Annotated in this window: 16 protein-coding genes; 9 read left to right on the top strand and 7 right to left on the bottom strand. The window is 50.9% G+C overall.

Annotated elements, in window-relative coordinates:
* Window positions 1-142: 142 nt before the first annotated feature.
* The 4 genes from J1778_RS01140 to J1778_RS01125 all read left to right on the top strand — a co-directional run bounded on the left by J1778_RS01140 (window position 143) and on the right by J1778_RS01125 (window position 6,920).
* Window positions 143-2,827: a WG repeat-containing protein gene (locus J1778_RS01140; protein ID WP_238484504.1), complete on the top strand. Its 2,685-nt coding sequence runs from the start codon at window positions 143-145 to the stop codon at window positions 2,825-2,827.
* Window positions 2,827-5,691: a WG repeat-containing protein gene (locus tag J1778_RS01135; RefSeq protein WP_217171622.1), complete on the top strand. Its 2,865-nt coding sequence runs from the start codon at window positions 2,827-2,829 to the stop codon at window positions 5,689-5,691. The genes J1778_RS01140 and J1778_RS01135 overlap by 1 nt, the downstream gene beginning before the upstream one ends.
* 97 nt (window positions 5,692-5,788) lie before the next feature.
* Window positions 5,789-6,181: an ASCH domain-containing protein gene (locus J1778_RS01130; protein ID WP_120161753.1), complete on the top strand. Its 393-nt coding sequence runs from the start codon at window positions 5,789-5,791 to the stop codon at window positions 6,179-6,181.
* A gap of 94 nt (window positions 6,182-6,275) precedes the next feature.
* A complete protein-coding gene (locus tag J1778_RS01125; RefSeq protein ID WP_217171621.1) occupies window positions 6,276-6,920 on the top strand; it encodes a C39 family peptidase in 645 nt (214 codons plus the stop codon).
* Window positions 6,921-6,977: 57 nt separating this feature from the next.
* Here J1778_RS01125 and J1778_RS01120 read toward each other — a convergent pair whose 3' ends face one another.
* The 5 genes from J1778_RS01120 to yebS form a co-directional block, all read right to left on the bottom strand.
* Window positions 6,978-7,220: a DUF1480 family protein gene (locus J1778_RS01120; protein WP_217171620.1), complete on the bottom strand. Its 243-nt coding sequence runs from the start codon at window positions 7,218-7,220 to the stop codon at window positions 6,978-6,980.
* Between the two features lie 569 nt (window positions 7,221-7,789).
* Window positions 7,790-9,511 carry a sensor domain-containing diguanylate cyclase gene (locus J1778_RS01115; protein ID WP_217171619.1) on the bottom strand — a complete coding sequence of 574 codons (1,722 nt, stop codon included), beginning with the start codon at window positions 9,509-9,511 and terminating at the stop codon, window positions 7,790-7,792.
* A 370-nt stretch (window positions 9,512-9,881) separates the two neighbouring features.
* Window positions 9,882-11,276, bottom strand: a complete 1,395-nt coding sequence (rsmF, locus tag J1778_RS01110; RefSeq protein ID WP_217171639.1) for a 16S rRNA (cytosine(1407)-C(5))-methyltransferase RsmF — start codon at window positions 11,274-11,276, stop codon at window positions 9,882-9,884.
* Between the two features lie 207 nt (window positions 11,277-11,483).
* Window positions 11,484-14,114: a PqiB family protein gene (locus tag J1778_RS01105; protein WP_217171618.1), complete on the bottom strand. Its 2,631-nt coding sequence runs from the start codon at window positions 14,112-14,114 to the stop codon at window positions 11,484-11,486.
* The gene (yebS, locus tag J1778_RS01100; RefSeq protein WP_217171617.1) at window positions 14,083-15,330 is read right to left on the bottom strand and encodes a membrane integrity lipid transport subunit YebS; all 1,248 of its coding nucleotides are present in this window, start codon (window positions 15,328-15,330) and stop codon (window positions 14,083-14,085) included. Before yebS ends, J1778_RS01105 begins: the two co-directional genes overlap by 32 nt.
* Window positions 15,331-15,587: 257 nt before the next feature.
* Between yebS and J1778_RS01095 the strand changes: the two genes are divergently transcribed.
* From J1778_RS01095 to htpX, 4 genes are all read left to right on the top strand, one after another.
* Window positions 15,588-16,085 carry a GAF domain-containing protein gene (locus tag J1778_RS01095; protein WP_112287991.1) on the top strand — a complete coding sequence of 166 codons (498 nt, stop codon included), beginning with the start codon at window positions 15,588-15,590 and terminating at the stop codon, window positions 16,083-16,085.
* 95 nt (window positions 16,086-16,180) lie between these two features.
* A complete protein-coding gene (gene proQ / locus J1778_RS01090) occupies window positions 16,181-16,870 on the top strand; it encodes an RNA chaperone ProQ (RefSeq protein ID WP_112287990.1) in 690 nt (229 codons plus the stop codon).
* Window positions 16,871-16,889: 19 nt separating this feature from the next.
* Window positions 16,890-18,962 carry a carboxy terminal-processing peptidase gene (gene prc / locus J1778_RS01085; RefSeq protein WP_217171616.1) on the top strand — a complete coding sequence of 691 codons (2,073 nt, stop codon included), beginning with the start codon at window positions 16,890-16,892 and terminating at the stop codon, window positions 18,960-18,962.
* Between the two features lie 258 nt (window positions 18,963-19,220).
* Window positions 19,221-20,102, top strand: a complete 882-nt coding sequence (gene htpX, locus J1778_RS01080) for a protease HtpX (RefSeq protein ID WP_217171615.1) — start codon at window positions 19,221-19,223, stop codon at window positions 20,100-20,102.
* Window positions 20,103-20,181: 79 nt separating this feature from the next.
* On the opposite strand, the gene J1778_RS01075 is transcribed toward htpX, so the two are convergent.
* Window positions 20,182-21,579, bottom strand: coding sequence for an MFS transporter (locus J1778_RS01075; protein ID WP_217171614.1), 1,398 nt, complete (start codon window positions 21,577-21,579; stop codon window positions 20,182-20,184).
* Window positions 21,580-21,818: 239 nt separating this feature from the next.
* Here J1778_RS01075 and kdgR point away from each other — a divergent pair, with 239 nt between their 5' ends.
* Entirely contained in the window at window positions 21,819-22,610 is a 792-nt protein-coding gene (gene kdgR / locus J1778_RS01070) for a DNA-binding transcriptional regulator KdgR (RefSeq protein WP_217171613.1), read from the top strand.
* 71 nt (window positions 22,611-22,681) lie between these two features.
* Here the strand turns inward: kdgR and J1778_RS01065 are convergent, their stop codons facing one another.
* Window positions 22,682-24,073, bottom strand: coding sequence for an L-cystine transporter (locus tag J1778_RS01065; protein ID WP_217171612.1), 1,392 nt, complete (start codon window positions 24,071-24,073; stop codon window positions 22,682-22,684).
* Between the last annotated feature and the right edge of the window lie 138 nt (window positions 24,074-24,211).

The raw sequence follows: 24,211 nt of genomic DNA, 5'->3' as shown, positions 1-24,211 counted from the left end.
TTTTGCGGGTGATGAAAAAAAATCGTGCGCTACACTTTCCTATTTTATCCAGTTATAAGGGCATCGGATGAATTGCTCCGAAAAATTCAAATACATCAGAAATTTCAGTGCGTTAACCCTGGTTCTGAATGCTTTTTTTAACATGCCGGCACATGCGGATGACGCGCAGTTACGGGCATGTGGCAATGCCAAAACTGCCAAAGACTGTCAGTTACCTTTCCAGCAGGGGCTTTCGCCTGTTCAGGTCGGTCTTTCACGTGAACCTCAGTGGGGCTTCGTGGATGCGACCGGGCACATGGTCATCAAACCTGATTTCAGCGAAGCTCGGGGTTTTGTGAACGACCTGGCCGCTGTAAAAAAAGGCAATCAGTTTGGTTATATTGATAAAAAAGGCCACTGGATTATCGAGCCGCGCTTTACGCGTGCTACAGATTTTAACGCGCAGGGGACTGCCTTAGTGGTGACAGATAATCGTCTGGCGCTGATAGATAAAAAAGGTGCAGTGATTAAAACGCTGCCATTCGCCGTTGCACTCGACAGTCGTGGTTTTGCCGGCGGTCAGGCGCTGGCAAGTGTCCAAACTCAGGTATCACCTGCGTTGTGGAATGCCTCCACCGACCGCTCTCTTTCTTTACCTGATGATGTCATGGCGATCGATTTGCCACAGTCCGGGCTGATCCCCGCCAAAAAACGTGATTCTGCTGAAGAAGGTTACTGGGGTTATCTCGATGAGAACGGTGACTGGGCCATAAACCCGATGGTGCTCAAAACGCGCGACGAACCACAACTTAATGGTGATGTGGTTGCGGTAAAAACCAGGAATCTTTGGTCATTTGTGGACCGTCAGGGTATTGCGTTAAATAAAGAACAATACAAATCTGTTAGACCACTCGCATCTGGCAGCTGGCTGGTGACGGGTAATGATAACAATAAACAGTTACTTAGCAGCAAGCTGGAGAAAGTGCAGGATATTCCTGCTGATCAGGCTGAAAATATTTTGGTCTGGGGAAAGGCAACGCTGGGCGCGGGTAGCAAAGGCATCGTGATCATCGGTGCAGATAATCAGCTTGTTTCGCTGAAAGTGAATAAGCCGCAAGTGCTGCAGCAGGGAAATCATCTCTGGGTTATGCAAACTGAAGGCAAGGCGCCACAAGTCGCACAGATTTATGACAACAATGGTGTGGCGCTCCTTAATGAAGCCACGCTTACTGCTCTCAAAGACTACCAGCTGCGGCCATTGGGTACAGTGGCGATGACAGATGACGTATCTGCACTGCCAGAATCAAATGACGATGCGGCGCATAGTCTCCCGTGGGCGGTTCTGACCCCTGCGGATTCGAGCAAACCGCCTGCCATTCTGACCTCTCAGGGTAATGTTTTGTCTGATCCCCAATGGGCTTCCGTAGAAACCTCCGGATCTCAGGCGCCGCTCATCATCCATACTCAAACTAAAAAAGTGGGTGCTGTCGATGCTTCAGGCAAGTGGGTTATTCAGCCTGTCTATACTCAAATCACTCCGTTCGAGGGTGATTACACCTGGGCTGTAGACAACACCAATAATGCGGATGTTAAGCACCTGATTGATCGAAACGGTAATGCAATTGAGGTACCGGCAGACATTCTGAAAAATGCTCAGCGTTTATCCTCAGGATTGATTTATTACACCGAGGGTGAAAAAGAAGCGCAGCGCTGGGGCTTGTGGGATATCGCCAGCAAAAGTATTAAGGCGGCACCACAGTTCACTGAAATCGATGCCTTCAACGAAGGGTATACCCTGGCTAAAACGGATGAAGGATGGGGCGTTCTCAGTGCTAATGGTACCTGGGCGATAGCGCCGGATGCGGAGCGTAGCGGTAAATTCCAATATCTTGGTCAGGGTGTTTTTACGCTTTCTGACAACGATCAGCCGGGAGAACGCGGTGCGCTCGCCAGCCATTACAGCCTTTACAGTGCCCAAACCGGGCAGGCGTTAGCGACGGATTTACTCGCCAGACCGCAAGCTGTCGGCCAGAACCATTGGCTGGTTCAACCTTCAGAAGGTGGCGTGGCATTACTGGATAACGCGGGGCGTTTCCCGGTCAGTAAAGCCATTAATGCTTCATCGAGTTCTGTTGAAGGTGACTGGATAAAATTAAGTTTCTCGCCGCATTACGGTGCGATTGACAGCCAGGGCAACTGGCAGATTCAGCCGCTTTACACGGCTGAATTTAATTTCATCGCACCTCTGAATCTGAGCCGTGCTGTCAGCGACGGGCGTACTACGCTGATAAATGACCATGGCGCTTCGGCAGATGGCTTCGAACAGGCGCAACCGCTTAATTCGATGGCGCGTCTTGTTATGAATGATGACGTGACAGGTGAAACCGTTCTGTATGACAACAATGGCAATGAAATCCAGCGCTTCGCCGGGCTTGATAGTCTGCAGGCTGACAAAGCCAGTTCAGGTGTTATTCCTGTGCGTGATCAGAAAGGCTTGTACGGTTTTGTCGATCAGCAGGGCAAGAAGCTGATTGGTGCTTACTTTGATCAGGTGGGAGCGATGAGTAATAATTTTGCGACCGCTGTGAAAAAATCAACGTATGGCAACTTGCTGGGATATATCAACACCACCGGCCGTTTTGCTGTTTTGCCTAAATTTGACTGGGCAACTGATTTTAGTGAGAAGCGTGCCTGGGCTGGAGGCAAAGGTGTCGTGAATTTGCTGAATGCCGATGGGAATGTACAGGCAAAAATTCAGGTGCGTTGTAATCAGCGCGTCATCGTGGATGCGAAAGGTGCTTATCTTTGGCCTGCTAAAGCACCCAATTGTGGTTCCGGGGGTAATTAATGATTGTCAGCAAACCTTCAAGGCTACGTCACGCACTCCGCTGCGCATTGAACACCGGTAGCACGTTGGCCTTATTGACGCTGACCGCCTCTGCTGCTGTGGCTGAACCTGTAATAGCTGAATCTGCACCGGGATGTTCGGCGCCATTGCCCGCTTCCAGGGGCGATACCCAGCTTCGCGCGGCGCAGCCCTTAGCGCAAAATTTGTGTATCCGCGATGTGCGTGAAGGACGTGCAGCGGTGCTTTTACCCGCAGCCGACGCAACGGATGAGCGCTGGGGTTTTCTGGATAATCAGGGGCAGCTCGTCATCAAACCTGTTTTTGAACAGGTCGGGGATTACCACTTTGGTGCCGCCGCCGCCATGTTGCAGGGGAAGTGGGGCTATATCGATCTGACCGGCAACTGGATGATTCAGCCGTCATTTGACAGCGTACAACCCTTTACAGAAGCCGGTCTGGCCGTGGTGAAGGTGGGCGGAAAACCCCAGATTATTGATCGTAAAGGGACTCAGGTCGGTAAAGCTCTGGACGATTTAGTGGATGATGCTGTCCTGAGTAATGGCATTCCTGCCCGCCTCAGCCTGACATTTAACAGCGTACTTCTTTCACCAGACGGTGTACGCCACGTGGCGACGGACAAAATGGAAGTCGTTGAGCCGTTTGGTTCCGACGATCTGTTCATTGCTGTCGATGCCACTAAAGGCTATGGCATTGTTGATGGAAATCTGACCTGGCGTGTTCAGCCACAGTACACATCCATCACCCTGGACCCTCATAATCCTTCTGTCGCACTGGCGAAAAAAGCGGATGGAATTACTTTAATCCGCACTGACGGAGGTCAGGACGAGCAGAAATATCTTTCTGTCAGCGAGGAAACAGGCGCCTTCTGGCTGGCAAAAACGGCCGATGGCGTCAGGTTACTGGATAATTCTGCCGCTGTGATTGCCACTTTCAGTGAAGCGGAAGCAGCAGCACTACGGGTTTCAGGGGATTATGTTTTAAATCCTGCCAATAAAGATTCTTTGACTTTATATGTGCCGGGTCGCAAACAAGCCATTACGCTGCCTGCAGGCAGTGAGCCCTGGGAGCAGAATACCGGTGAGTACCTGATAACGACCAAAGGTGAGCAGAAAAAAGTGAATGCCATTGTTGCTCCTTCTGGTGGCGTCATTGGCGGGACTCAGAATGTTGGCTGGCTGGCGCAAATTTCCAGCGCAGAAGTTATCGATCACCGTTTATGGCTGCGTAATGAACAAGGTGATGTGGTGAATGTCGTTGATGCCACAGGTAAAGCCTTGCTGAATCAGAAGGGTATCAGCACTCTGGAAGGCAGCCGTATCGAACCTCTGACTGCCAGTATCAATACTTCTTCAGTTTCATCACCACAGGCGCTTGCGCTGGTGCGTCCTGGTGATGCTGGCGGCAAAAATGGTGCGGGTTTCCTGCGCCCGGATGGCTCTCTTCAGCTTGACAGTAAATGGCAGGATATTGAACCTGCTGACAGCAGTAATAACATCGGTCAGTTCATCGTGAGAACCGCCGATGGCACTGGCGTGGTGGATGCGCAGGGCAAGGTGATTATCCCGCTGACTGAAGACAATATTTCTCCTTTTGTGCAGGGTTACGCTCTGGACTATCTGAATGGAAAACTGACAGCACTTGATCATGCCGGTAAGCATTATGATTTGCCGAATGTTTTTGAGATCGAATCTGTCGGCAATGGCTGGTTCCGCTATCGTGAAACGGCAGCGGAGGGGGCGTTATGGGGCATCTACGATGCCATCAGTCAGAAGACTGTGCTGCAACCTGCTTATCAGGATGTAGGCGATTACTCAGATGGGCTGGCCGCATTCAAAACACCGGAAGGGCTGTGGGGGATACTCGACAGTCAGGGTAAAGTGGTTGTGGCGCCGAAATATGCTGAGGCCCGCCGCATTAACTCTGCCCTCTGGTTACTGACACAGCCTGCAACCGAGGGCCAACCTGAATCGTCTGTTCTGGCAGAAATCACAGGCAATGACGCTCAGCCAAGAATTGCACCTATCGCCGGACTCACCGTAAATCAATTTAGTGACGGACGTATTCTGGCCACTTCTGCGGCCGGTCAGTCCTGGCTTCTGGATGCCGAAGGTAATATCCAGCTTCATGAGCAGCAGACACGTATCAGTGCGCTGGGCGACTGGGTGAAATTATCGCGCCAGCCACAGCAAGGATACTTATCTGCACAAGGCGAATGGCAAATTCAACCCGTTGGTGAAAGCCGGAGTTCTGCTTTTGTGCGGGGGCGGGCATTGCGCTCAACGCCAGCAGGCTATGAGCTGATCGATGACAAGGGGGTGCGTGTGGCAGCCATGCCGGAAGGGCAATGGACCATGCCGCCAGCGAGTGGCTGGTCTGTGTCCTATGATCCGCAGGATAACGAGCCTGCGACACGTTATGTTGATAATACCGGTAAAATGGTTCTCACGGTTCAGGGACACGCCAGTCAGATGGTCGATGATCACGCAGTACTGACGCGGGCTGATGGGACAAAAACCTGGATTAACGGTCAGGGGAAACAGACTGACGGTGTCTCTTATGCTGATTTAGGTTTGCCTGTCGACGGACTGGCATTTGCCAAAGCTGATGGGAATTATGGCTATGTCGATGCGCTGGGCAACTTCGCGGTGGCTCCGGTGTTTAGCGCTGCATCACAGTTTGATAGCGGAGTGGCGGTCGTTTCCACACCGGCCATGTCGATGATGATCGACAAAACGGGTAAGCCTCTTGCGCGTGTTGATAAGGAATGTGGTATCAGCGTCTTATACGGTGCCGGAAGTGCACGTCAGTGGCCGGCGAAAATGCCGGATAACTGCAAACCTTAAGAGACTTTACCGGCTTGCAAAACCCGCTGCGGCGGGTTTTTTTGTGCTAATGTTTAATTGCAATGGCAGTGAACTATCTCAATTGAAAGGATAAATTATGATTCCGCAGATCCCACTCAAATACAGGGACGCAGAGCGCTGGTCGTTTGGTGATACTGAATCGTCAGCTGACGAACTGGCTAAGCGCGTTATTGCTGGCACAAAAACAGCCACCTGTTCAAATCTTGATGATGATCCTGAACCTGAGCCGGGCGAAATCTTTGTGGTAGTCGATGGCCGCAATAATCCGGTGTGTGCCGTGCAACTGACCGAAGTGAAGCAAGTGCCTTTTGATCAGGTCACAGAACAACATGCCTGGGAAGAAGGAGAAGGTGACCGGACGCTGGCATACTGGCGCAAAGAGCATCAGCGTTTCTTTGAGGAGTACGAAATGTTTGAACCGACCATGCCTTTGTTGCTGATGAAGTTCCGGATGGTTGAAAAGTTCTAAATCTCTCCTGAGGCCTGATACAGAAATCAGGCCTTTTCATTCGTCAGTGAAATGATCAACCTGATGTTTTCAGTCTTTTGTTCAGGAATTCGTCATGTCCGTTAATCAGCGTTCGTTTTCTGCATCTTCGGCAGTCCCTTATTTTAGCCAGTGGGAAGATCCTGACTGCGCAGCCGGGATTATTGCCGGGGACATTCAACTCAGTGAGATCGGTTTGTGGCCCCAGTCGGGTGCGGCCGATCAGCAGGAATTTATCGAGTGGGCAAATCATGTTTGCGGAATGTGCTGCCTGAAGATGGTGCTGGCCGCTGTTTCAGGCAACGTTGTGCCTGTTTTGAAACTGACCTATCGTAGCCTGACATACGGGGCTTATGTTCGTGAGGGTGGCAATATCAAGGGGCTGATTTACGCGCCTTTTGTTGAATATGTCCGACAGGAACTGGGTCTTGAAGCGCAGGTTAAAGTGGATCTACCGGCACAAGAAATTGCCGGTCAGTTGAAAGAACACCGGTTTTTTATTGCTTCAGTGCATCCTTCCATTCGTATCCCGGAGTCCACGCCTCCGCACAGAGGGGGTCATCTGGTGCTGATAACACGAGCGGATGCTCAGACTGTGACCTTCCATAATCCTTCCGGTCACGATGTTTCTACCCAACAGGATGTTACGTTACCTGTGGAAACTTTCGCACGCTTTTACGCCGGGCGGGGCATCTCTCTGGTTAAAAACGCTCAACAGTGACGAATACCCTCCGACCGCAGGCGGCATGGCGAACTCAACTCCGTTCGCCATGCTGTGTTACTCCAGTCGCATGATCCACTCATCTTTCTGTTCGTCGTACTTTTCTTTATACAACACAGAATGACGGCCATCGAGGACTGCCGGGACGCTGGTGTGGTCATCCCACGCATCAAGTTGCATACACAAATCAGGGTCTGACTTGCACGGAATGTGCACTTTATCGCCGCCTTTTGCTTCAGGGTTTGAAAGTTGTGCATCGTCAATTTCGTAACTGCCAATCCGGATACTCGATTTTCCCATCAGATACTCCTCGCCAGAATGAAGTAAGCCATTTCAATAATATCAGGTATGACCAGTTGGTCTGCCTTATTTGAGAATAGTCGACAGCACAAAAAGCGCCACCCGAATTTTTTTCGGGCGCTGATAAGCGTCTGACTTGCTCCTGAGACAGGTCAGAAAAGGGAGGGGAATAATCAGAAATAGGCGACCACTTTCATCTCGCCACCCAGGCGTCTGGTTCAGGTAACACCGAACAGTTTGCGCAAAAGCGGGGTTTTTATTCCGGTAATGAGTAACGCCAGCGCCAGAACAAAGATGATTTTTATACATAATCCTTTGTAATCATAATAAATATCTACAGTTTTTTGAGTTTAAACATGCAAAAAAATTTAAATCGCTGCCGGATCAATAAAGCTAACGTACGATTTAGATTTTGCCTGCCCGAGCAGGAACAATACTTATTTTGGGAAAACAAAACTGGCATTGCTGTTATTACATTAGCAATGCCTGATTGGAGGATTGGAGAGGAAATGTGATTTATACCGCACTGCATTCTGTTCTGAGCACGAGTGGGTTTCTAAAAAACACATTTAAAGCTGATTAAATCTGACTGATACAGGCATCGCATTAATCTGGTTGCGGCCATTATTTTTCGACAGGTACAGAGCCTCATCTGCGGCACTGACGATATCCGACTGATCTTCAATTCCGGGATCCTGTTCAGGCATATAAGTCGCAATCCCCTGACTGATGGTGACGCGGTTAAACTCGCTGAAGCTATGCTTGATGCCCAGCGATTCAATCGATTCCATTATGTGTTGTGCGACAATCCATGCGCCTTTCAGGTCAGTATCCGGCAGAATGGCAGCGAACTCTTCACCGCCAAAACGTGTCACGACGTCGGTGCTGCGCTTGAGTGATTTTCGCAAAGTACGGGCCACTAAACGCAGGCAGGCGTCGCCGGAAAGATGGCCGTAATGGTCATTAAAGTGTTTGAAGTAATCTATGTCGATCATCACCACGGTCAGGGGAGTGCGGTTCCGCTTGGCGCGCATGTATTCGTGGCTGAGCACTTTTTTAAACTCACGACGGTTTGGCAACTTGGTCAGTGAATCTGTGCGCGCCTGAATTTCCAGACGGCGGTTAGCCTTGACCAGTTTTAGCTCCAGCAGTTTGCGCTCATGTACATCTTCAGCTGTACCGTACCAGCGTTGAATCGAGCCATCGGCGGCGTAGCTGGCTGCAGCGCGGATACGCATCCAGTTCCAGCCGCGGTCTACGTGACAAAAACGCACTTCAATATCCAGCGGCGCGCCTGTTTTCAGGCACTGTTCCCAGGTCTGAACAGCCGCGCGGCGGTCTTCCACATGCATACTCTGGATCCACTTGTCGGCCAGAATATCCTGCCGGGTCATGCCGGTTATCCGCTGAAACCGTGAACTGACATCATTGAGCATCCCGCGTGGATCGGCAGTCCACGGGATTTGCGGGTTAAGCTCAACCATGTTGCGGTAATGTTCCTGGCTTTCGCGCAGGGCGCGTTCCATCCGTTTGAGGCTGGTAATGTCAGTCATCGCGACGGACAGACCATTCAGCTGATTCTGTCCGTCGTAGGCCGCTTTAATACGTACGAAGAACACCTGATTTTTTCCGGGAACGGAAAACTCACGATCGGGTGTTGTTTCATTGCGCCGGGCCAGTTCCAGCGCGTTATTCAGCAGAGGGGAAAGCCCCGGCAGGAAAACACCGACTTTGCGCCCGATCGCTTCATAGGGTTGCAGGCCGATAATCGTGGCCATTGCATCATTGACCGTGACGTAACGCATCTGCAAATCAATGAAACACAGGCCAACCGGCGCATTGGAATAGATAGTTTCGAGCTGGAAAAGACGCTGGCCCGGCGCCTGATCAAGGCTGGTCAGGTTACGGTCAATCCCGCGATAGCCCCGGAAATTGCCGTCGTCATCAAAAAGCGGAACACCGCTGGTTTCCAGAATGACTTCAGTGCCGTCAGGGCGAATATTGCGGTTCAGTAGTCCACCAAAAGGGGCGCGACGCTCCACGATGGCAGCAAATTGCTCGCCCACACGCCGTGCTTCATCGGGAGGCATGAAGTCGAAAGGGGTTTTTCCTAATACTTTTTCAGGCGGAACGCCCAGGAACTCGATGCATTTGTTGGAGGAGAAAACATAACGCCCCTGCGCATCGACTTCCCAGATCCAGTCAGAATTGTTATCGATAATGTCTCGCAGACTGGCCATTTGCTGCAAAAGCAACCCATCTGCTGATTCGAGTTTCATTTCATCCGACATGATACTTCTCCGACTGGCAGGTCTTTACTCAACATCAGGCATTAAGATTTATATCTGAAAATGATATATCACTGACAATGTTATCTTGATGGCAATAATACATGCCACGATAGGATTATTCCTACTTATAATTCAATAAACCTTTCTTGGTAATATAAGTCACTATCTGATATATGCAGCATAAAATGCTATGTAGCTAATTGTAATATACCCTTTGTCACCGTGATTTCACCTAAAAGTTCAGTTGCACAGTATTCACAGAAACGCAGTTATCAGGTGTTTTTGTCGGTATGAATGGCGGTTGAGCAGAATATTCTGCGCCGTCGGAAAGCTCCTCTGGCACAGAAAATTGCGGGAAAGTTAAGTCTGATTAATCGTTCGGCAGGGGCTGCGGACGTATCGCGCCATCTCTCACCAGTTCGCGTGGCAGGCTGTTTTTTATCCGGCTGCCAATGCGTTTTGCCAGTCCCAATGGCTGACCAAGCCATGTCACCAGACATTCGTCAGCGGGGGGGGTATCGTCCGGGTAGATATCGACGCCACGGAACCAGCTTTGTGCCAGTTCATCATTTATCTCAAAGCGGTTTTTGGCATCTGCGACACTGAATGCCACCACGGCTTCATGCTGCCAGCGGAATCCTTTCGGAAAACGCTCTGCCAGTCGCACACCGATACGGGAAAAGCGGACTTTGCCAAAAACAGGTTCCAGCACGGCAGGGAACAGCCAGATTTCTTTATCCCGCTGCCATAATGTGTATTGTTTCTCAGGCCAGGAAAGCCCTGAAAGACCCGCTGCCTTGATAATGTCAGCGCTGTCCTGACGGGAAAGTGGCGAGAAGGGGAAACGGCCCACTTTATATCCAGGGACTGGCAGGCGCGGCACAGAATCAGTTTTACGAAAGCGCGCGACAAAGAAACCTTCGCTGTCATAAACCTGCGGAAATACGTGCAAATAGCCTTCCGGTGTGACGGCTTTACCGGCACCTGGGAATAATTCTGCCAGCGACTCCACTTCTGCAGCATCACTGTAGGTATCGAGTAACCACTGGCAGACCTGCTGGTTTTCCTGCGCGTTAAGGGTGCAGGTTGAATAGACCAGTACGCCGCCGGGTTTGAGCGCATGAAACGCGCTGTCGATCAGTTCACGCTGAGTCGAGGCAATTTCAGTCACGCTGTTTTCCGACCAGTTGCTCATGGCGTCCGGGTCTTTACGGATAACGCCTTCGCCGGAGCAGGGCGCATCCAGCAGGATAGCGTCAAAAGTTTCAGGCAGAGCAGCGCCAAAAACGCGGCCATCGAAGTGAGTCAGCGCGGTGTTGCTGACGCCGCAGCGGCTGATATTGGCGTGCAGGACTTTAACCCGGCTGGCGGAATATTCATTGGCAATAATGCCGCCCTGATTTTGCATCAGTGCCGCGATTTGCGTCGTTTTCGAGCCGGGTGCGGCAGCAACATCCATCACCAGAACCGGCTGGGTATCATTGGCAAATAACGCAGTGACCGGCAACATGGAACTGGCTTCCTGAATATAGAAAAGGCCGGCCAGATGCGATAAAGCATTGCCTAACCGTGTAGCGTCCAGAACGTTGCGGTTTATCCAGAAACCTTCCGCACACCACGGCACTGGCTCTAAATCCCACTGATAGTTGCCGGCAAGTTCAAGGAAATCCGCCACGCTTATTTTCAGGGTATTCACCCGCAGACTCGGGCGGAGAGGGCGCTGGCAGGCGGCAATAAAATCGTCCATGCTCAGATCTGCAGGCATGACGGCGCGCGTGGCGTCCAGAAAAGCGGCGGGTAATTTATCAGTAAAAGTGCTGGCGGTGGTGAGCGTTGACAAAGGCGTGGTTCCAGAGCTGAATAAGTTTTTCTGTCGCGGAGTTTACCATATTTACCTGTGATGAGAGGGCTGCACGCGTTGCCTTATAAAGAAAAGGCCACCCGAAGGTGGCCCTGATCAACATAATAGCGGTTAATTTCTCGGGATTGCGGTTCCCCATTTCTGCCAGTCCTTAGGTGCTTCAGGATTGAGCAGGAAATGATTGCCGTTGGCGGCTTTCGGTGCCAGTGGCGTGGTTGGCGGCGTCGCAAAGGCGATACCTCCGCGTATAAATTGCTGGAATGTCCCGCTTTTGAACACGCCACCGGTCAGACCGAACTGCAGGTCGTAGCCAGAGGCCAGCCAGAACACGGAGTTTTCCCGTACCAGATATTGATATTTTTTACTGATCCGAAGCGTCACATTCACCCGATCCGCCATAGCACCCAGATAGAAGCCAGATACGGTACCGACTTCAATCCCGCGGAACAGCACCGGCGTACCGATTTGCAATGAACCCACTTCGGCTGCATCGACCACGATACCCAGGCCATCCGTGTAGCGCGAGTCAGTGATAGTGGAATCCTGCAAATCAAAGTTACGCGCTGGCGCGCCTTTGCCTGCTTCGACATTAATGTATGGCTGGAGAAGCGTATCGAGATTGCTCACGCCACCGGCGGAAATTTCCGGTGACACGATTGAGAACCGGGTTCCGCGACGGGCAAAGTTTTCAACATATTCAGGATACAACACAGCCTTGGCAGAAACCTGATTCAGCTGCGAATCAAGTTTCAGTGACTCTACCTGACCGATGGTGATGCCCAGATAGCGAATAGGCATGCCGGCGGAAAGCTTACTGGCATCATAAGTATTCAGCGTTATCTGGCTGCCCACTGCACGGGCCGAAGTTTCTGAATCATACAGAACCCGCTTCACCCCTTTGCTGGCGACTACGCCGTCAAGGTTATCGAAGCTGATAGCACCTTTCAGCGCGCGATCCAGTGGTGAGGCCTGAACGGTCAGCCCGCTGCCGTTGAGTTGCACTTTTGCGCCACCTTCCGCCCAGAAAATGGTTTTCTCTGTCAGCAGGTTGCGATATTGCGGCTGAATATAAACATCCACTTCAAATTCATTAGCTTTAGGGCGAACGTTAACAATCTCACCGACCTGGAATTTCCGGTAAAGCACCACTGAACCGGTCTGAACATCTGGCAGGCTTTTCGCAGTCAGCGTCAGCGTAGTGCCTGGTTGCTCGCCCTGAATACCTTCGGCGGCTTTTTCGGCATTACTGTAAAGTGGATATTTCTGTGCAGGCGCGCCTTTGGTGCCCGGAATAATACGCACGCCGCCATCGACCCATTCCTGAGCGCTGGCGCCGAGGACTTCCATCCCATCGACACCCAGTTTCACATCTACGCGGCTGTTGACCACAAACTTGCTGTCTTTATGCAGCAAGTTTTTATATTCCGGCTTGATAGCAACATTAAACACAATGCCTTCATCCGTCAGCTTGCGGTCAATAATTGTACCGACGTTGAGGCCGTAAAGTTTGATAGGCTGACCCGCATCAATACCATAACTCTGAGGTGCAATCAGTTGAACTTTGAGTATGTCAGGGTTCTGTAGCAGTCGCTGGTTACTGTCGAGCACCACAAAATGCTTTTGCGGCTCACCCTCGCCGGGGATCAGTTCCAGCGTATTGCCGGTCAGCAACTGGCTGAGATTGGCATTATTGAGGCTGATTTTCGGACTGTTCATTTCAATGCGCGTGCCGGTACGCATCATGTCGAGCACTGAAGGATCAACCGTCAGTTTTCCGGTGACTTTATTATCCGGCTGTAACGTGATTTTGGTCAGCGTACCGACCTGTAAGCCCTGATACATCAGTGGTGTCTGGTCTTCAGATAGCCCGTTACCATCGGGTAAATCCAGATTGATTTCCACACCACGCTGGCTTTGCGCCAGATCCGGATAGAGCACGTATGACTGATCGGCTTTTGCCTGTTTCCCGTCATTCGGAGAATCCATAGCGATCGCGCCATTCACCAGTGCTGCCAGACTTTCCATCTGAACTTTCGCTCCGCTCAGGCTCAAATCTGCCTTAAAGCCTGAAACGTTCCAGAAACGCGTATTTTCTTTGACCAGATTGGCAAAGCGTTTGTCGATCAGTACGTCGATGGTCACGCCTTCATTGCCACTTTCAATATCGTAATCGTAAACCTTACCGACCGGAATTTTACGGTAATACACCAGCGAACCGGTGTTCAGCGAACCCAAATCTTTGGCATGCAGATGGACCATCAGTTCGCCGGTATTGAGACGGAATTTAGGCTGTGTATCGAGCGCCACAAAGTGGTCTTTCTCTTTTCCAGGCCCTGGCATCATGCCGATGTAGTTACCGCCCACCAGCGCATCAAGCCCTGAAACGCCTGCAAGTGACGCTTTCGGAGTGACCAGCCAGAACTGTGTGCCTTCACGCAGGGCGTCAGACAAATCACTTTTAATACTGACCTTCACCTGAATGGTGCGCAGATCTTTCGTCAGGCTGATGGATTCCACTGTGCCCACTTCCACGCCCTGATAACGCACCGGCGTACGGCCAGCGACAATACCTGCCGCCGACTGGAAATCGATAGTGACAGTGTTTCCACGTTCCTGATAGTTGCTGTAAATCAACCATCCGGCGATCAGTAAAGCAATAAACGGCAGAAGCCAGAACGGCGAAATCCGGCGTCTGTGTTTAATACGTGCTTCAGTCGGTGTATTCGGCGTTTCCTGTTGCATGTGCATCCCAAATCAAGCGGCTATCAAGCCATTCAACGGCAAGAACGGTCAGAATTACGGCAGCGCCAAAGTAAAAGGCGGCCGGTCCCATCGTAAAAGACAAAAGCTGGTCACGGTTAACCAGCGACATCATTAATGAAATAACAAACAAATCCAGCATCGACCAGCGTCCGATCCAGTGCACCAGCCGGAAAAGGCGGATCCGCGTTTTCAGTCCCTGAATCGCTTTGAAATGAATGCTGAGAAGCAGCGTCAGCATCACCAGAACTTTGGTAAACGGCACCAGCACGCTGGCAATAAATACAATGGCGGCGATCGGCACGTTCCCCGACGTCGCGAGTGACACAACGCCAGAAAATATGGTGTCCTTCAGCTGCTGCCCGTTGGCATAGATGATGGAAATTGGCATTAGATTGGCCGGGATTAAAAATACAATGGCGGCAATCAGCGCGGCCCAGGTTTTCTGCAAACTGTGTTTATAGCGTAGACGCATCGGAACATGGCAGCGCGGGCAGCGTCCTCGCTCATCCGGTATGCCGGTGAATTTGCAGGCCAGACACAGCCGCAAGGAAGAGGGCAATCCTTTTGGCTGACGCTGCGGGTAGAACTCTTCCCATAATTGCTCGATGTTGAGATTAATCATGGTCAGCGTGACCATCAGCGTCATCATCAGATAGGCAGCCAGTGCGATACCGACGTTGATGTCGGCATACTCTTTAACCTTGATACTGGCGACGGCCATTCCGACCAGATAAATATCCAGCATCACCCAGTCTTTAAGGCGATCGAGCATCAGCAGCACAGGTTTCAGATTCATCCCCAGTTTGCTGCCAAAATGCAGATAAAGAATGGATACTGCGAGTGTCAGCGGAGCACCGATGGTACAAAAGGCCACCATACTGGCGGTCACGGGATCACCTTGTTGCGACATCTGCCAGATACCTTCAAGCAAACTGGCGTCAATGCGTGTGCCCAGAAGACGGATGCTGATCAGCGGCTCGGTATACGCGAAAGGCATCAGCAATAATATGCTGATGGCCATCGTGATCAGTCGCGGCAGGGAACAAACCCGGCCTTTTTCAACTTTCGCGTTACAACGCGGACAATGTGCCGTCTGCGTGCGTTGCAGCGCCGGGAGTGTGAAAAGCGTGTCACACTCGCTGCATCGCTGGTAACGAATCTGTGGTATTTGGGCTGAAATTGTGTGTATTTTCATAGTGCCTGGAGTAGTAAATAATACCTGTTGTTACAATTACGCATCCCCCGAAGGGGTCAGGCGAGGCCATCAGGCCAAGATCAGCCGGGTTTTTTTGACAAAATAACGTATTATGCGGTCGGCAAACAGTTATTGTAGGCGAGTCTTTTTGATGTCACACAGGATTAACCTTGTTCATATGGGCATTTAATGCTTATTTTATAGAGGTTAAGCACAACAGAACGGCTCAATGCCCTTAGGTTATTATTGGTTACGACATGAATAAAGAAGCATTCTACACGGAATTAAAACGTGATTTGAGCGCGTTGATCGCCGGAGAAAACAATTTTATTGCGACTCTGTCGAACGCAAGTGCCTTACTTTTTGAACGTCTTGAAGGCGTTAACTGGGTAGGTTTTTATCTGATGGATGGCACAACACTGGTGCTGGGGCCTTTCCAGGGTAAAATTGCCTGCGTGCGTATTCCGGTAGGAAAAGGCGTCTGCGGTACCGCAGTGGCGGAAAATACCGTGCAACGTGTGGGTGATGTGCATGCCTTCCCGGGCCATATCGCCTGTGACGCAGCAAGTAATGCCGAAATCGTTCTGCCTGTAACAGTTAATGGCAAAGTGATCGGCGTATTAGACATTGATAGCACCGTTTATCAACGCTTTGACGAAGCCGATGAACAGGGGCTGACAGAGTTAGTCAGCGGGCTTTGCCAGCATCTCGAAAACTGCGATGCTGAAAAATATGTCAATCTGATCGTAAGTTGATCGTCGGATAACGTGGCATTTAATAACGGCGTCATTATAATGACGCCTGTTCATGCCTGCGCCGGTTGGCAAACCCGTTGTAATCAGGAAATTTCATGGAAAATCAACCTAAGTTGAACAGTAGTAAAGAAGTCATCGCCTTTTTGGCTGAGCGGTTCCCGCTCTGTTTTACCGCCGAAGGCGAAGCACGCCCATTAAAGATCGGTATCTTTGCGGATTTGGTCGAGCGCGTGCAAGGTGAAGAGAATCTGAGCAAAACTCAGTTACGCTCTGCTCTGCGTCTGTATACCTCAAGCTGGCGCTATTTGTACGGCGTTAAAGTTGGCGCGGAACGCGTTGACCTTGATGGTAATTCATGTGGCGTTCTCGAAGAGCAGCACGTTGAACATGCCCGTAAACAGTTGGAAGAAGCAAAAGCCCGTGTTCAGGCACAACGTGCAGAACAACAGGCTAAACGTCGTGAAGCCGGTGAAACCACTGAGCCACGTCGTCCACGTCCGGCCGGTAAAAAACCCGCGCCACGTCGTGAAAATGCGCCTGCTGCTGTGGCTGGTCAGGAAAATCGCAAACCACGTACACCTCGCCCACCGCGTGAGGAAAAACGTGAACCGCGTCAGGTGCCAGTAACAGACATTTCAAAACTGCAAATTGGCCAGGAAATCAAAGTCAGAGCAGGACAGAGTGCTATGGATGCAACCGTTTTGGAAATTGCCAAAGACGGTGTACGCGTTCAACTCTCTTCGGGTCTGGCGATGATCGTGCGCGCAGAACACTTGCAGTTCTGATACGGAGGCCAACTCAGGCATGAACAAATTTGTCAGATTAAGCGTTATTGCGGGTCTGTTAATGGCAGGAGCAGGGCTGGTGAATACCAGCTTTGCCGCGAACGAGAGTGCACCGGTGACTCTCGCTCAACTTCCTAATTTAACTCAGGATCCTCAGGATGCAACGGTGAGCGAGCGTGTTACTGCTCGCTTTACCCGTTCACATTATCGTCAGTTCGACCTTAATGCAGATTTCTCAGCGAAAATCTTCGACCGTTATCTCAACATGCTCGATTATGGCCATAACGTATTAATGGCTTCCGATGTCGCACAGTTTACGGATAAACGTGCAACCTTGGGTGAGGAACTGAAAACCGGTCAGTTAACCACGCCCTATGCTCTTTTCAATCTGGCTCAAAAACGCCGTTTTGAACGCTATGATTATGCGTTGAAAGTGCTTGAGCGCCCGATGGATTTCACGGGTAATGACACAATTGAACTTGATCGCAGTAAAGCACCGTGGCCGAAAGACCGCGCGGAGCTGGACAAATTGTGGGATGCGAAAGTCAAATATGACGAGCTGAACCTCAAACTGACTGGCAAAAACGATCAGGAAATCCGTGACGTGCTTTCCAAGCGTTATCATTTTGCGATGAAACGCCTGACACAAAGCAACAGCGAAGATGTTTTCCAGCTGGTGATGAATGCCTTCGCGCATGAAATCGATCCGCACACTAACTATCTCTCTCCCCGCAGCACTGAGCAGTTTAATACCGAAATGAGCCTGTCTCTGGAAGGTATTGGCGCAGTATTGCAGGGCGACGACGATTACACCGTCATCAATTCGATGGTAGCTGGCGGCCCGGCGGCCAAAAGCAAAGCTATCGCCGTTGGTGACCGTATTGTCGGTGTGGGACAGGTTCAGGCAGGAAAGCAAACGCCAATTGTTGATGTGATTGGCTGGCGTCTTGATGACGTCGTTGCCCTCATCAAAGGGCCGAAAGGCAGCAAAGTCCGTCTGCAAATCTTGCCTGCTGGCAAGAATGCTAAAAACCACGTGATCACGCTGACTCGCGAGAAAATCCGTCTGGAAGACCGCGCAGTTAAAATGACTATTAAGAATGTCGGCGCTCAAAAAGTCGCTGTGATGGACATTCCTGGTTTTTACGTGGGCCTGACAGATGACGTCAAAGTACAGTTGCAAAAAATGGCGAAGCAGAACGTCAACAGTCTGGTTATCGACCTCCGTACCAACGGCGGTGGTGCCCTGACTGAAGCGGTTTCGCTGTCTGGTCTGTTTATTCCAAGTGGCCCTGTGGTTCAGGTTCGCGATAACAACGGTCGTATCCGTCAGGACAGCGATACCGATGGTGTCGTTTACTACAAAGGTCCGCTGGTGGTTCTGGTTGATCGCTTCAGTGCTTCCGCTTCCGAAATCTTCGCAGCTGCTATGCAGGATTACGGACGGGCGCTGATTGTGGGTGAGCCAACCTTCGGCAAAGGCACAGTTCAGCAATACCGTTCTCTGAACCGTATTTATGACCAGATGCTGCGTCCGGAATGGCCTGCACTCGGCTCCGTGCAATACACTATCCAGAAGTTTTATCGTATCAACGGTGGCAGTACTCAGCGTAAAGGGGTGACCCCGGACATTCTGATGCCAACCGGTATTGAATCGATTGAAACCGGCGAGAAGTTCGAAGATAACGCACTCCCGTGGGATAGCATAAATGCGGCAACTTACACCAAATTAGGCGACATGAAACCGTTCCTGCCTGAATTGCTGAAAGACCACGAAGCCCGTATTGCAAAAGATCCTGAGTTCCAGTACATCCAGCAAGACATTGCCCATTACAAGGCGCTGAAAGACAAACGTAACATCGCCTCTCTGAATTACGCACAGCGTGATAAAGAAGATAAAGAGGACGATGCCCTGCGTCTTAGCCGTCTGAATGAACGCTTCAAGCGTGAAGGTAAGAAGCCGCTGAAATCTCTCGACGATTTGCCGAAAGACTACGTTGCTCCGGATCCTTATCTCGATGAAGCTGACCATATTGCCGTAGACCTCGGTAATCTGGAAAAGGCTCAGGCCGATCAGACTGCCGCTAAATAAGCACGCAGTGGGTCACATAAGAAAGCGCACTTCGGTGCGCTTTTTTTATGCGTGAATTATGAAAATCCTCTTAATTTCAGGCTTGTCTGTGAAATTAAACGCTTCAAAATGTAAAGTATTGTGATTTTAGACCTTCAGAACGCATGGACTCTTGAATCTTAGTAAGAAGCCCATAGGATCAGTACAGCCGGGAGTGCTATGTGCCGGTGGTTAAACTCTGCCAATAACAATGAAGTAACAATGAGGAAGTAAAATTTTATGATGCGTATAGCGTTGTTCCTGCTGACTAACCTGGCCGTTATGCTGGTATTCGGGCTGGTGCTTAGCCTGACTGGCATTCAGCACAGCAGCGTGCCGGGATTGATGATCATGGCCGGGCTGTTTGGCTTCGGTGGTGCAATTGTCTCGTTGCTGATGTCTAAATGGATGGCGTTGCGCTCGGTGGGTGGTGAAGTTATCGTGCAACCTCGTAATGAAACCGAACGCTGGTTGATGGAAACCGTTCGTCGTCAGTCCCAGCAGGCGGGCATCGGTATGCCACAGGTCGCGATTTATCACGCGCCAGATATTAATGCGTTCGCGACAGGCGCGCGCCGCGATGCGTCTCTGGTGGCTGTCAGCACCGGATTGTTGCAAAGCATGAGTCAGGATGAAGCCGAAGCGGTTATCGCTCACGAAATCAGCCACATTGCGAATGGCGACATGGTGACCATGACCCTGATCCAGGGTGTGGTGAACACCTTCGTTATCTTCATTTCACGTATTATCGCGCAGGTGGCTTCCGGGTTCCTTTCCGGTAACCGTGATGGCGAAGAGAGCAGTAACGGCAACCCGTTGATTTATTTTGCCGTGGCCACCGTGCTGGAACTGGTATTCGGTATTCTGGCCAGCATCATTACCATGTGGTTCTCGCGTCACCGTGAATTCCATGCCGATGCGGGTTCTGCAAAACTGGTAGGCCGTGAAAAAATGATTGCTGCATTGCAGCGTCTGAAAACCAGTCATGAACCTCAGGAAGCGGGAAGCATGATGGCGTTCTGTATCAACGGTAAATCGAAGTCATTCAGTGAGTTGTTTATGTCTCACCCGCCGCTGGATAAGCGTATTGAAGCGCTGCGCAGCGGTGCCTATATTAAATAAGAAGCAAATAAGCAGCCTCTGGCGATGACTGATAAAAAAAAGCCCGGCAATAATAGCCGGGCTTTTTTATGCCTGAATTTTATTGTCTGGCGTTTTCTGCTTCACGCTGGCTGCTGGTTTTCTGCGTCATTCGTAGCAGACTGACCAGCGCGCCGGTGCCTGCGAGAGTGCCGGCGAGGATCAGAGAAGCGTGCGTACCGTGCTGCGGGAACAGGTTAAACATCAGTGCGACCATTGCCGCGCCGGTAGTTTGTCCCAGAAGGCGCGCAGTACCCAACAGGCCACTGGCTCCTCCGCTGCGATTGCGCGGTGCTGAGCTGATAATCGTGTGGTTATTGGGTGACTGGAATAATCCGAAACCGGCTCCGCACAGCAACATGCGCCAGATGATGTTCAGATGGGAAGGCTCGGGTGGCAGCAAAGAGAGCGAAAACAGCCCAAATGAAAAGACTACCAGACCGATACCGCCCAGCATTCCCGGATGGAAACGCTCCACCAGGCGGCCTGCAATCGGTGCCATGACCATGGTCGCCAGCGGCCATGGCGTCAGCAGAAGGCCGGTTTCCACAGAATTCAGACCCAATGTGTTTTGCAGGAAGAAGGGCAGGGAAACAAATGCCAGCATCTGTGCGCTGAAAGAACACAGGGAAGTCCCGAGCGACATACTGAAAATCGGAATACGCAGCAAATCAACCGGCAGCAGCGGGAAGGGTCTCGTCAGCTGACGGCGAACAAAGAACCAGCCGATGACCAGAAGCGCAATGACTTCGCCGAGGATCAGCATATGATTCAGGCCCTGCGCAAACCCGCTGATGGCGCTGATCAGTAAACCAAAGGTCAGGGCGTTCATCACGCTGCTGGTAATATCAAAACGTTGCCCCTGGCTGCGTGTGGAATTAGCAGGCAGGAATTTAAGCCCCAGAATCAGAGCAACAATACCTATCGGCACGTTGATCGCAAAAAGCCATTGCCAGGACGCGACAGAAAGGATGCCCGCGGCGATGGTCGGACCGGCAGCGGCAGAAACAGCCACAATCAGCGCATTGATGCCTACGCCTCGCCCTAAGAATCGCTGAGGATAAATAATCCGGATAAGCGCAGTGTTCACACTCATGATCGCGGCGGCGCCAAAACCTTGTAAAACGCGGGCAACCGTCAGTGTCAGCAGGGAATCAGAAAGGGCGCAAAAAAGTGAGGTGATACTAAACACCAACAGCCCGGTCTGATAGATACGCCGGTAGCCGAAAATATCGCCCAGCGATGCCAGAGAAAGCAGCGAAATTGTAATCGCCAGCTGGTAGGCATTCACCACCCAGATTGACGTCGCCGGACTGGCATGGAAATCACTGGCAATCGTCGGAAGCGCGACGTTTGCGATCGCCCCGTCAAGCACAGATACGGTGATCCCCAGCGCAATCGCCAGAATCGCGCCATATCGTTGTGGAACAGGTAAGCCATCAGTGGGTGTTGGAGTCATGAGTTCTGTCAGTGCGTAGTCATCAGTAAGGGGAATATTACTACGCTAATCAACTTAAAGTGACAATTGTCACATGATGAAATGAATTATTTATCCCTCTGCCGGGAATGAAACTGGCTTAACAGTTCTTACATTCTCGATCAATGGGTTGATTGCTTCTGTACAAGGCTTACCACTATAATAAAAACCACGTTCTATTTTTTTTGAAACAAAACCAACGCGAGCAGGTAACTCACCCTATGGCTATCGCAGATCTTGATAAGCAACCCGATTCCGTCTCTTCTGTCCTGAAAGTTTTTGGTATTTTACAGGCGCTGGGCGAAGAACGTGAGATTGGTATTACTGAACTTTCTCAACGCGTTATGATGTCAAAAAGCACGGTTTACCGTTTCCTTCAGACTATGAAGTCACTCGGTTATGTCGCGCAGGAAGGCGAGTCAGAGAAATATTCACTGACTCTGAAATTGTTTGAGCTGGGCGCCAAAGCACTGCAAAACGTCGATCTTATCCGCAGCGCCGATATTCAGATGCGCGAATTGTCCAGGCTGACCCGTGAAACTATTCACCTTGGCGCGCTGGATGAAGACGGTATCGTCTACATCCATAAAATTGATTCCATGTATAACCTGCGCATGCATTCACGCATTGGTCGCCGCAATCCCCTGCATACCACGGCGATTGGTAAAGTGCTGCTGGCGTGGGGCGACAAAGCGGAAGTCAGTATGCTGCTCCAGGAAATTGAATTTACCCGCAGTACTGAAAACACCATCATGAATGCAGCCGATCTGCAGGCTGCGCTGGTTCAGGTGCGTGAGCAAGGTTATGGCGAAGATAACGAAGAACAGGAACAAGGTCTGCGTTGTATTGCGGTGCCTGTCTTCGACCGCTTCGGCGTTGTGATTGCCGGATTAAGCATTTCCTTCCCGACAATTCGTTTCTCTGAAGAAAGCAAAAGTCACTACGTGGAAATGCTGCATACCGCCGCGCGTAATATTTCTGAGCAGATCGGATTCCACGACTATCCGTTCTGAACCACTGCGGAAATGAACGCATAAAAAAACCGAAGCCAGTGGCTTCGGTTTTTGTTTTCAGTAATCTGAACTTAGCGGTGTGCCAGTTCTGCTGTTTCTTCCGAATCCATCACTTCTTTGTCGGTCTGTTTCAGCAACTGACTGGTAATTGTACCTGCAGTCATTGAACCGCTGACGTTAAGCGCAGTACGACCCATGTCAATCAATGGCTCGACGGAGATAAGCAAGGCCACCAGCGTTACCGGCAGGCCCATCGCTGGCAATACGATCAGCGCAGCGAACGTCGCACCACCACCAACACCCGCCACACCGGCAGAGCTTAGTGTCACGATGCCGACCAGCGTAGCAATCCACACCGGATCAAACGGGTTAATACCGACTGTTGGCGCAACCATCACGGCCAGCATTGTCGGGTACAGGCCCGCACAACCGTTTTGGCCGATTGTGGCACCAAAGGACGCGGCAAAGCTTGCGATGGATTCCGGAATACCCAGACGACGCGTTTGTGCTTCAACGCTCAGCGGAATAGTTGCTGCACTGGAGCGACTGGTGAACGCGAAAGTCAGCACCGGCCAGACTTTACGGAAGAATTTCGCAGGATTCACGCCAGTGAAAGAAAGCAGCACGGCGTGGACCACAAACATAATACCCAGACCCAGGTAAGACGCGACAACGAAGCTGCCCAGTTTAATGATGTCCTGAATGTTGGAACCGGCAACCACTTTGGTCATCAGCGCCAGAACGCCATACGGGGTCAGTTTCATAACCAGACGTACCAGTTTCATCACCCAAGCCTGCAGGGTTTCGATGAATGCCAGAACGCGCGGGCCTTTTTCTGCGTCATCTTTCACCAGTTGCAGGGCGGCAACGCCCACGAAGGCTGCAAAGATAACGACGCTGATGATCGACGTCGGGCTTGCGCCTGTCAGATCAGCAAACGGGTTCTTAGGTATAAAGGAAAGGATCAACTGAGGCACGCTCAGGTCGGCTACTTTACCCACATAGTTTGACTGAATCGCAGTCAGACGCGCGGTTTCCTGCGTCCCCTGCACCAGACCTTCTGCAGTCAGACCAAACAGGCCGGTAACAAAGATCCCCACCAGCGAGGCAATCAACGTGGTGAACAGCAGGGTACCGATGGTCAGGAAACTGATTTTGCCCAGCGAAGACGCGTTATGCAGTTTTGCTACCGCACTCAGAATCGAAACGAAGACCAGCGGCATGACAATCATTTGCAGCAACTGAACATAGCCATTACCGACAATATTGAACCAGGTAATAGAGGTTTTCAGTACCGGATCATCGGAACCGTAGATCAGCTGTAAAACCAGGCCAAACACCACACCCATGGCCAGACCGAGTAATACTTTTTTTGCCAGACTCCATTGCTTGTGGCGGGTTTGCGCCAGCAGCAACAGGAGAACAACGAAAACCACTACGTTAAGAACGAGCGGAAGATTCATACCGAACTCCAGACTTATAATTTTGATATTTAAAACGGGTGTCCCCGACAGGGTTTGCACCATCCCAAAGCAATGGTGAGCAGAATATCAGTTTGAGCACCTGAACATTTATATCCAAAAAGAATGCTTTATAACTTT

It is taken from the genome of Rahnella bonaserana, from assembly GCF_019049675.1.
Lineage (GTDB): Bacteria > Pseudomonadota > Gammaproteobacteria > Enterobacterales > Enterobacteriaceae > Rahnella > Rahnella bonaserana.
This window is presented reverse-complemented; position numbering and strand designations above follow the sequence as displayed.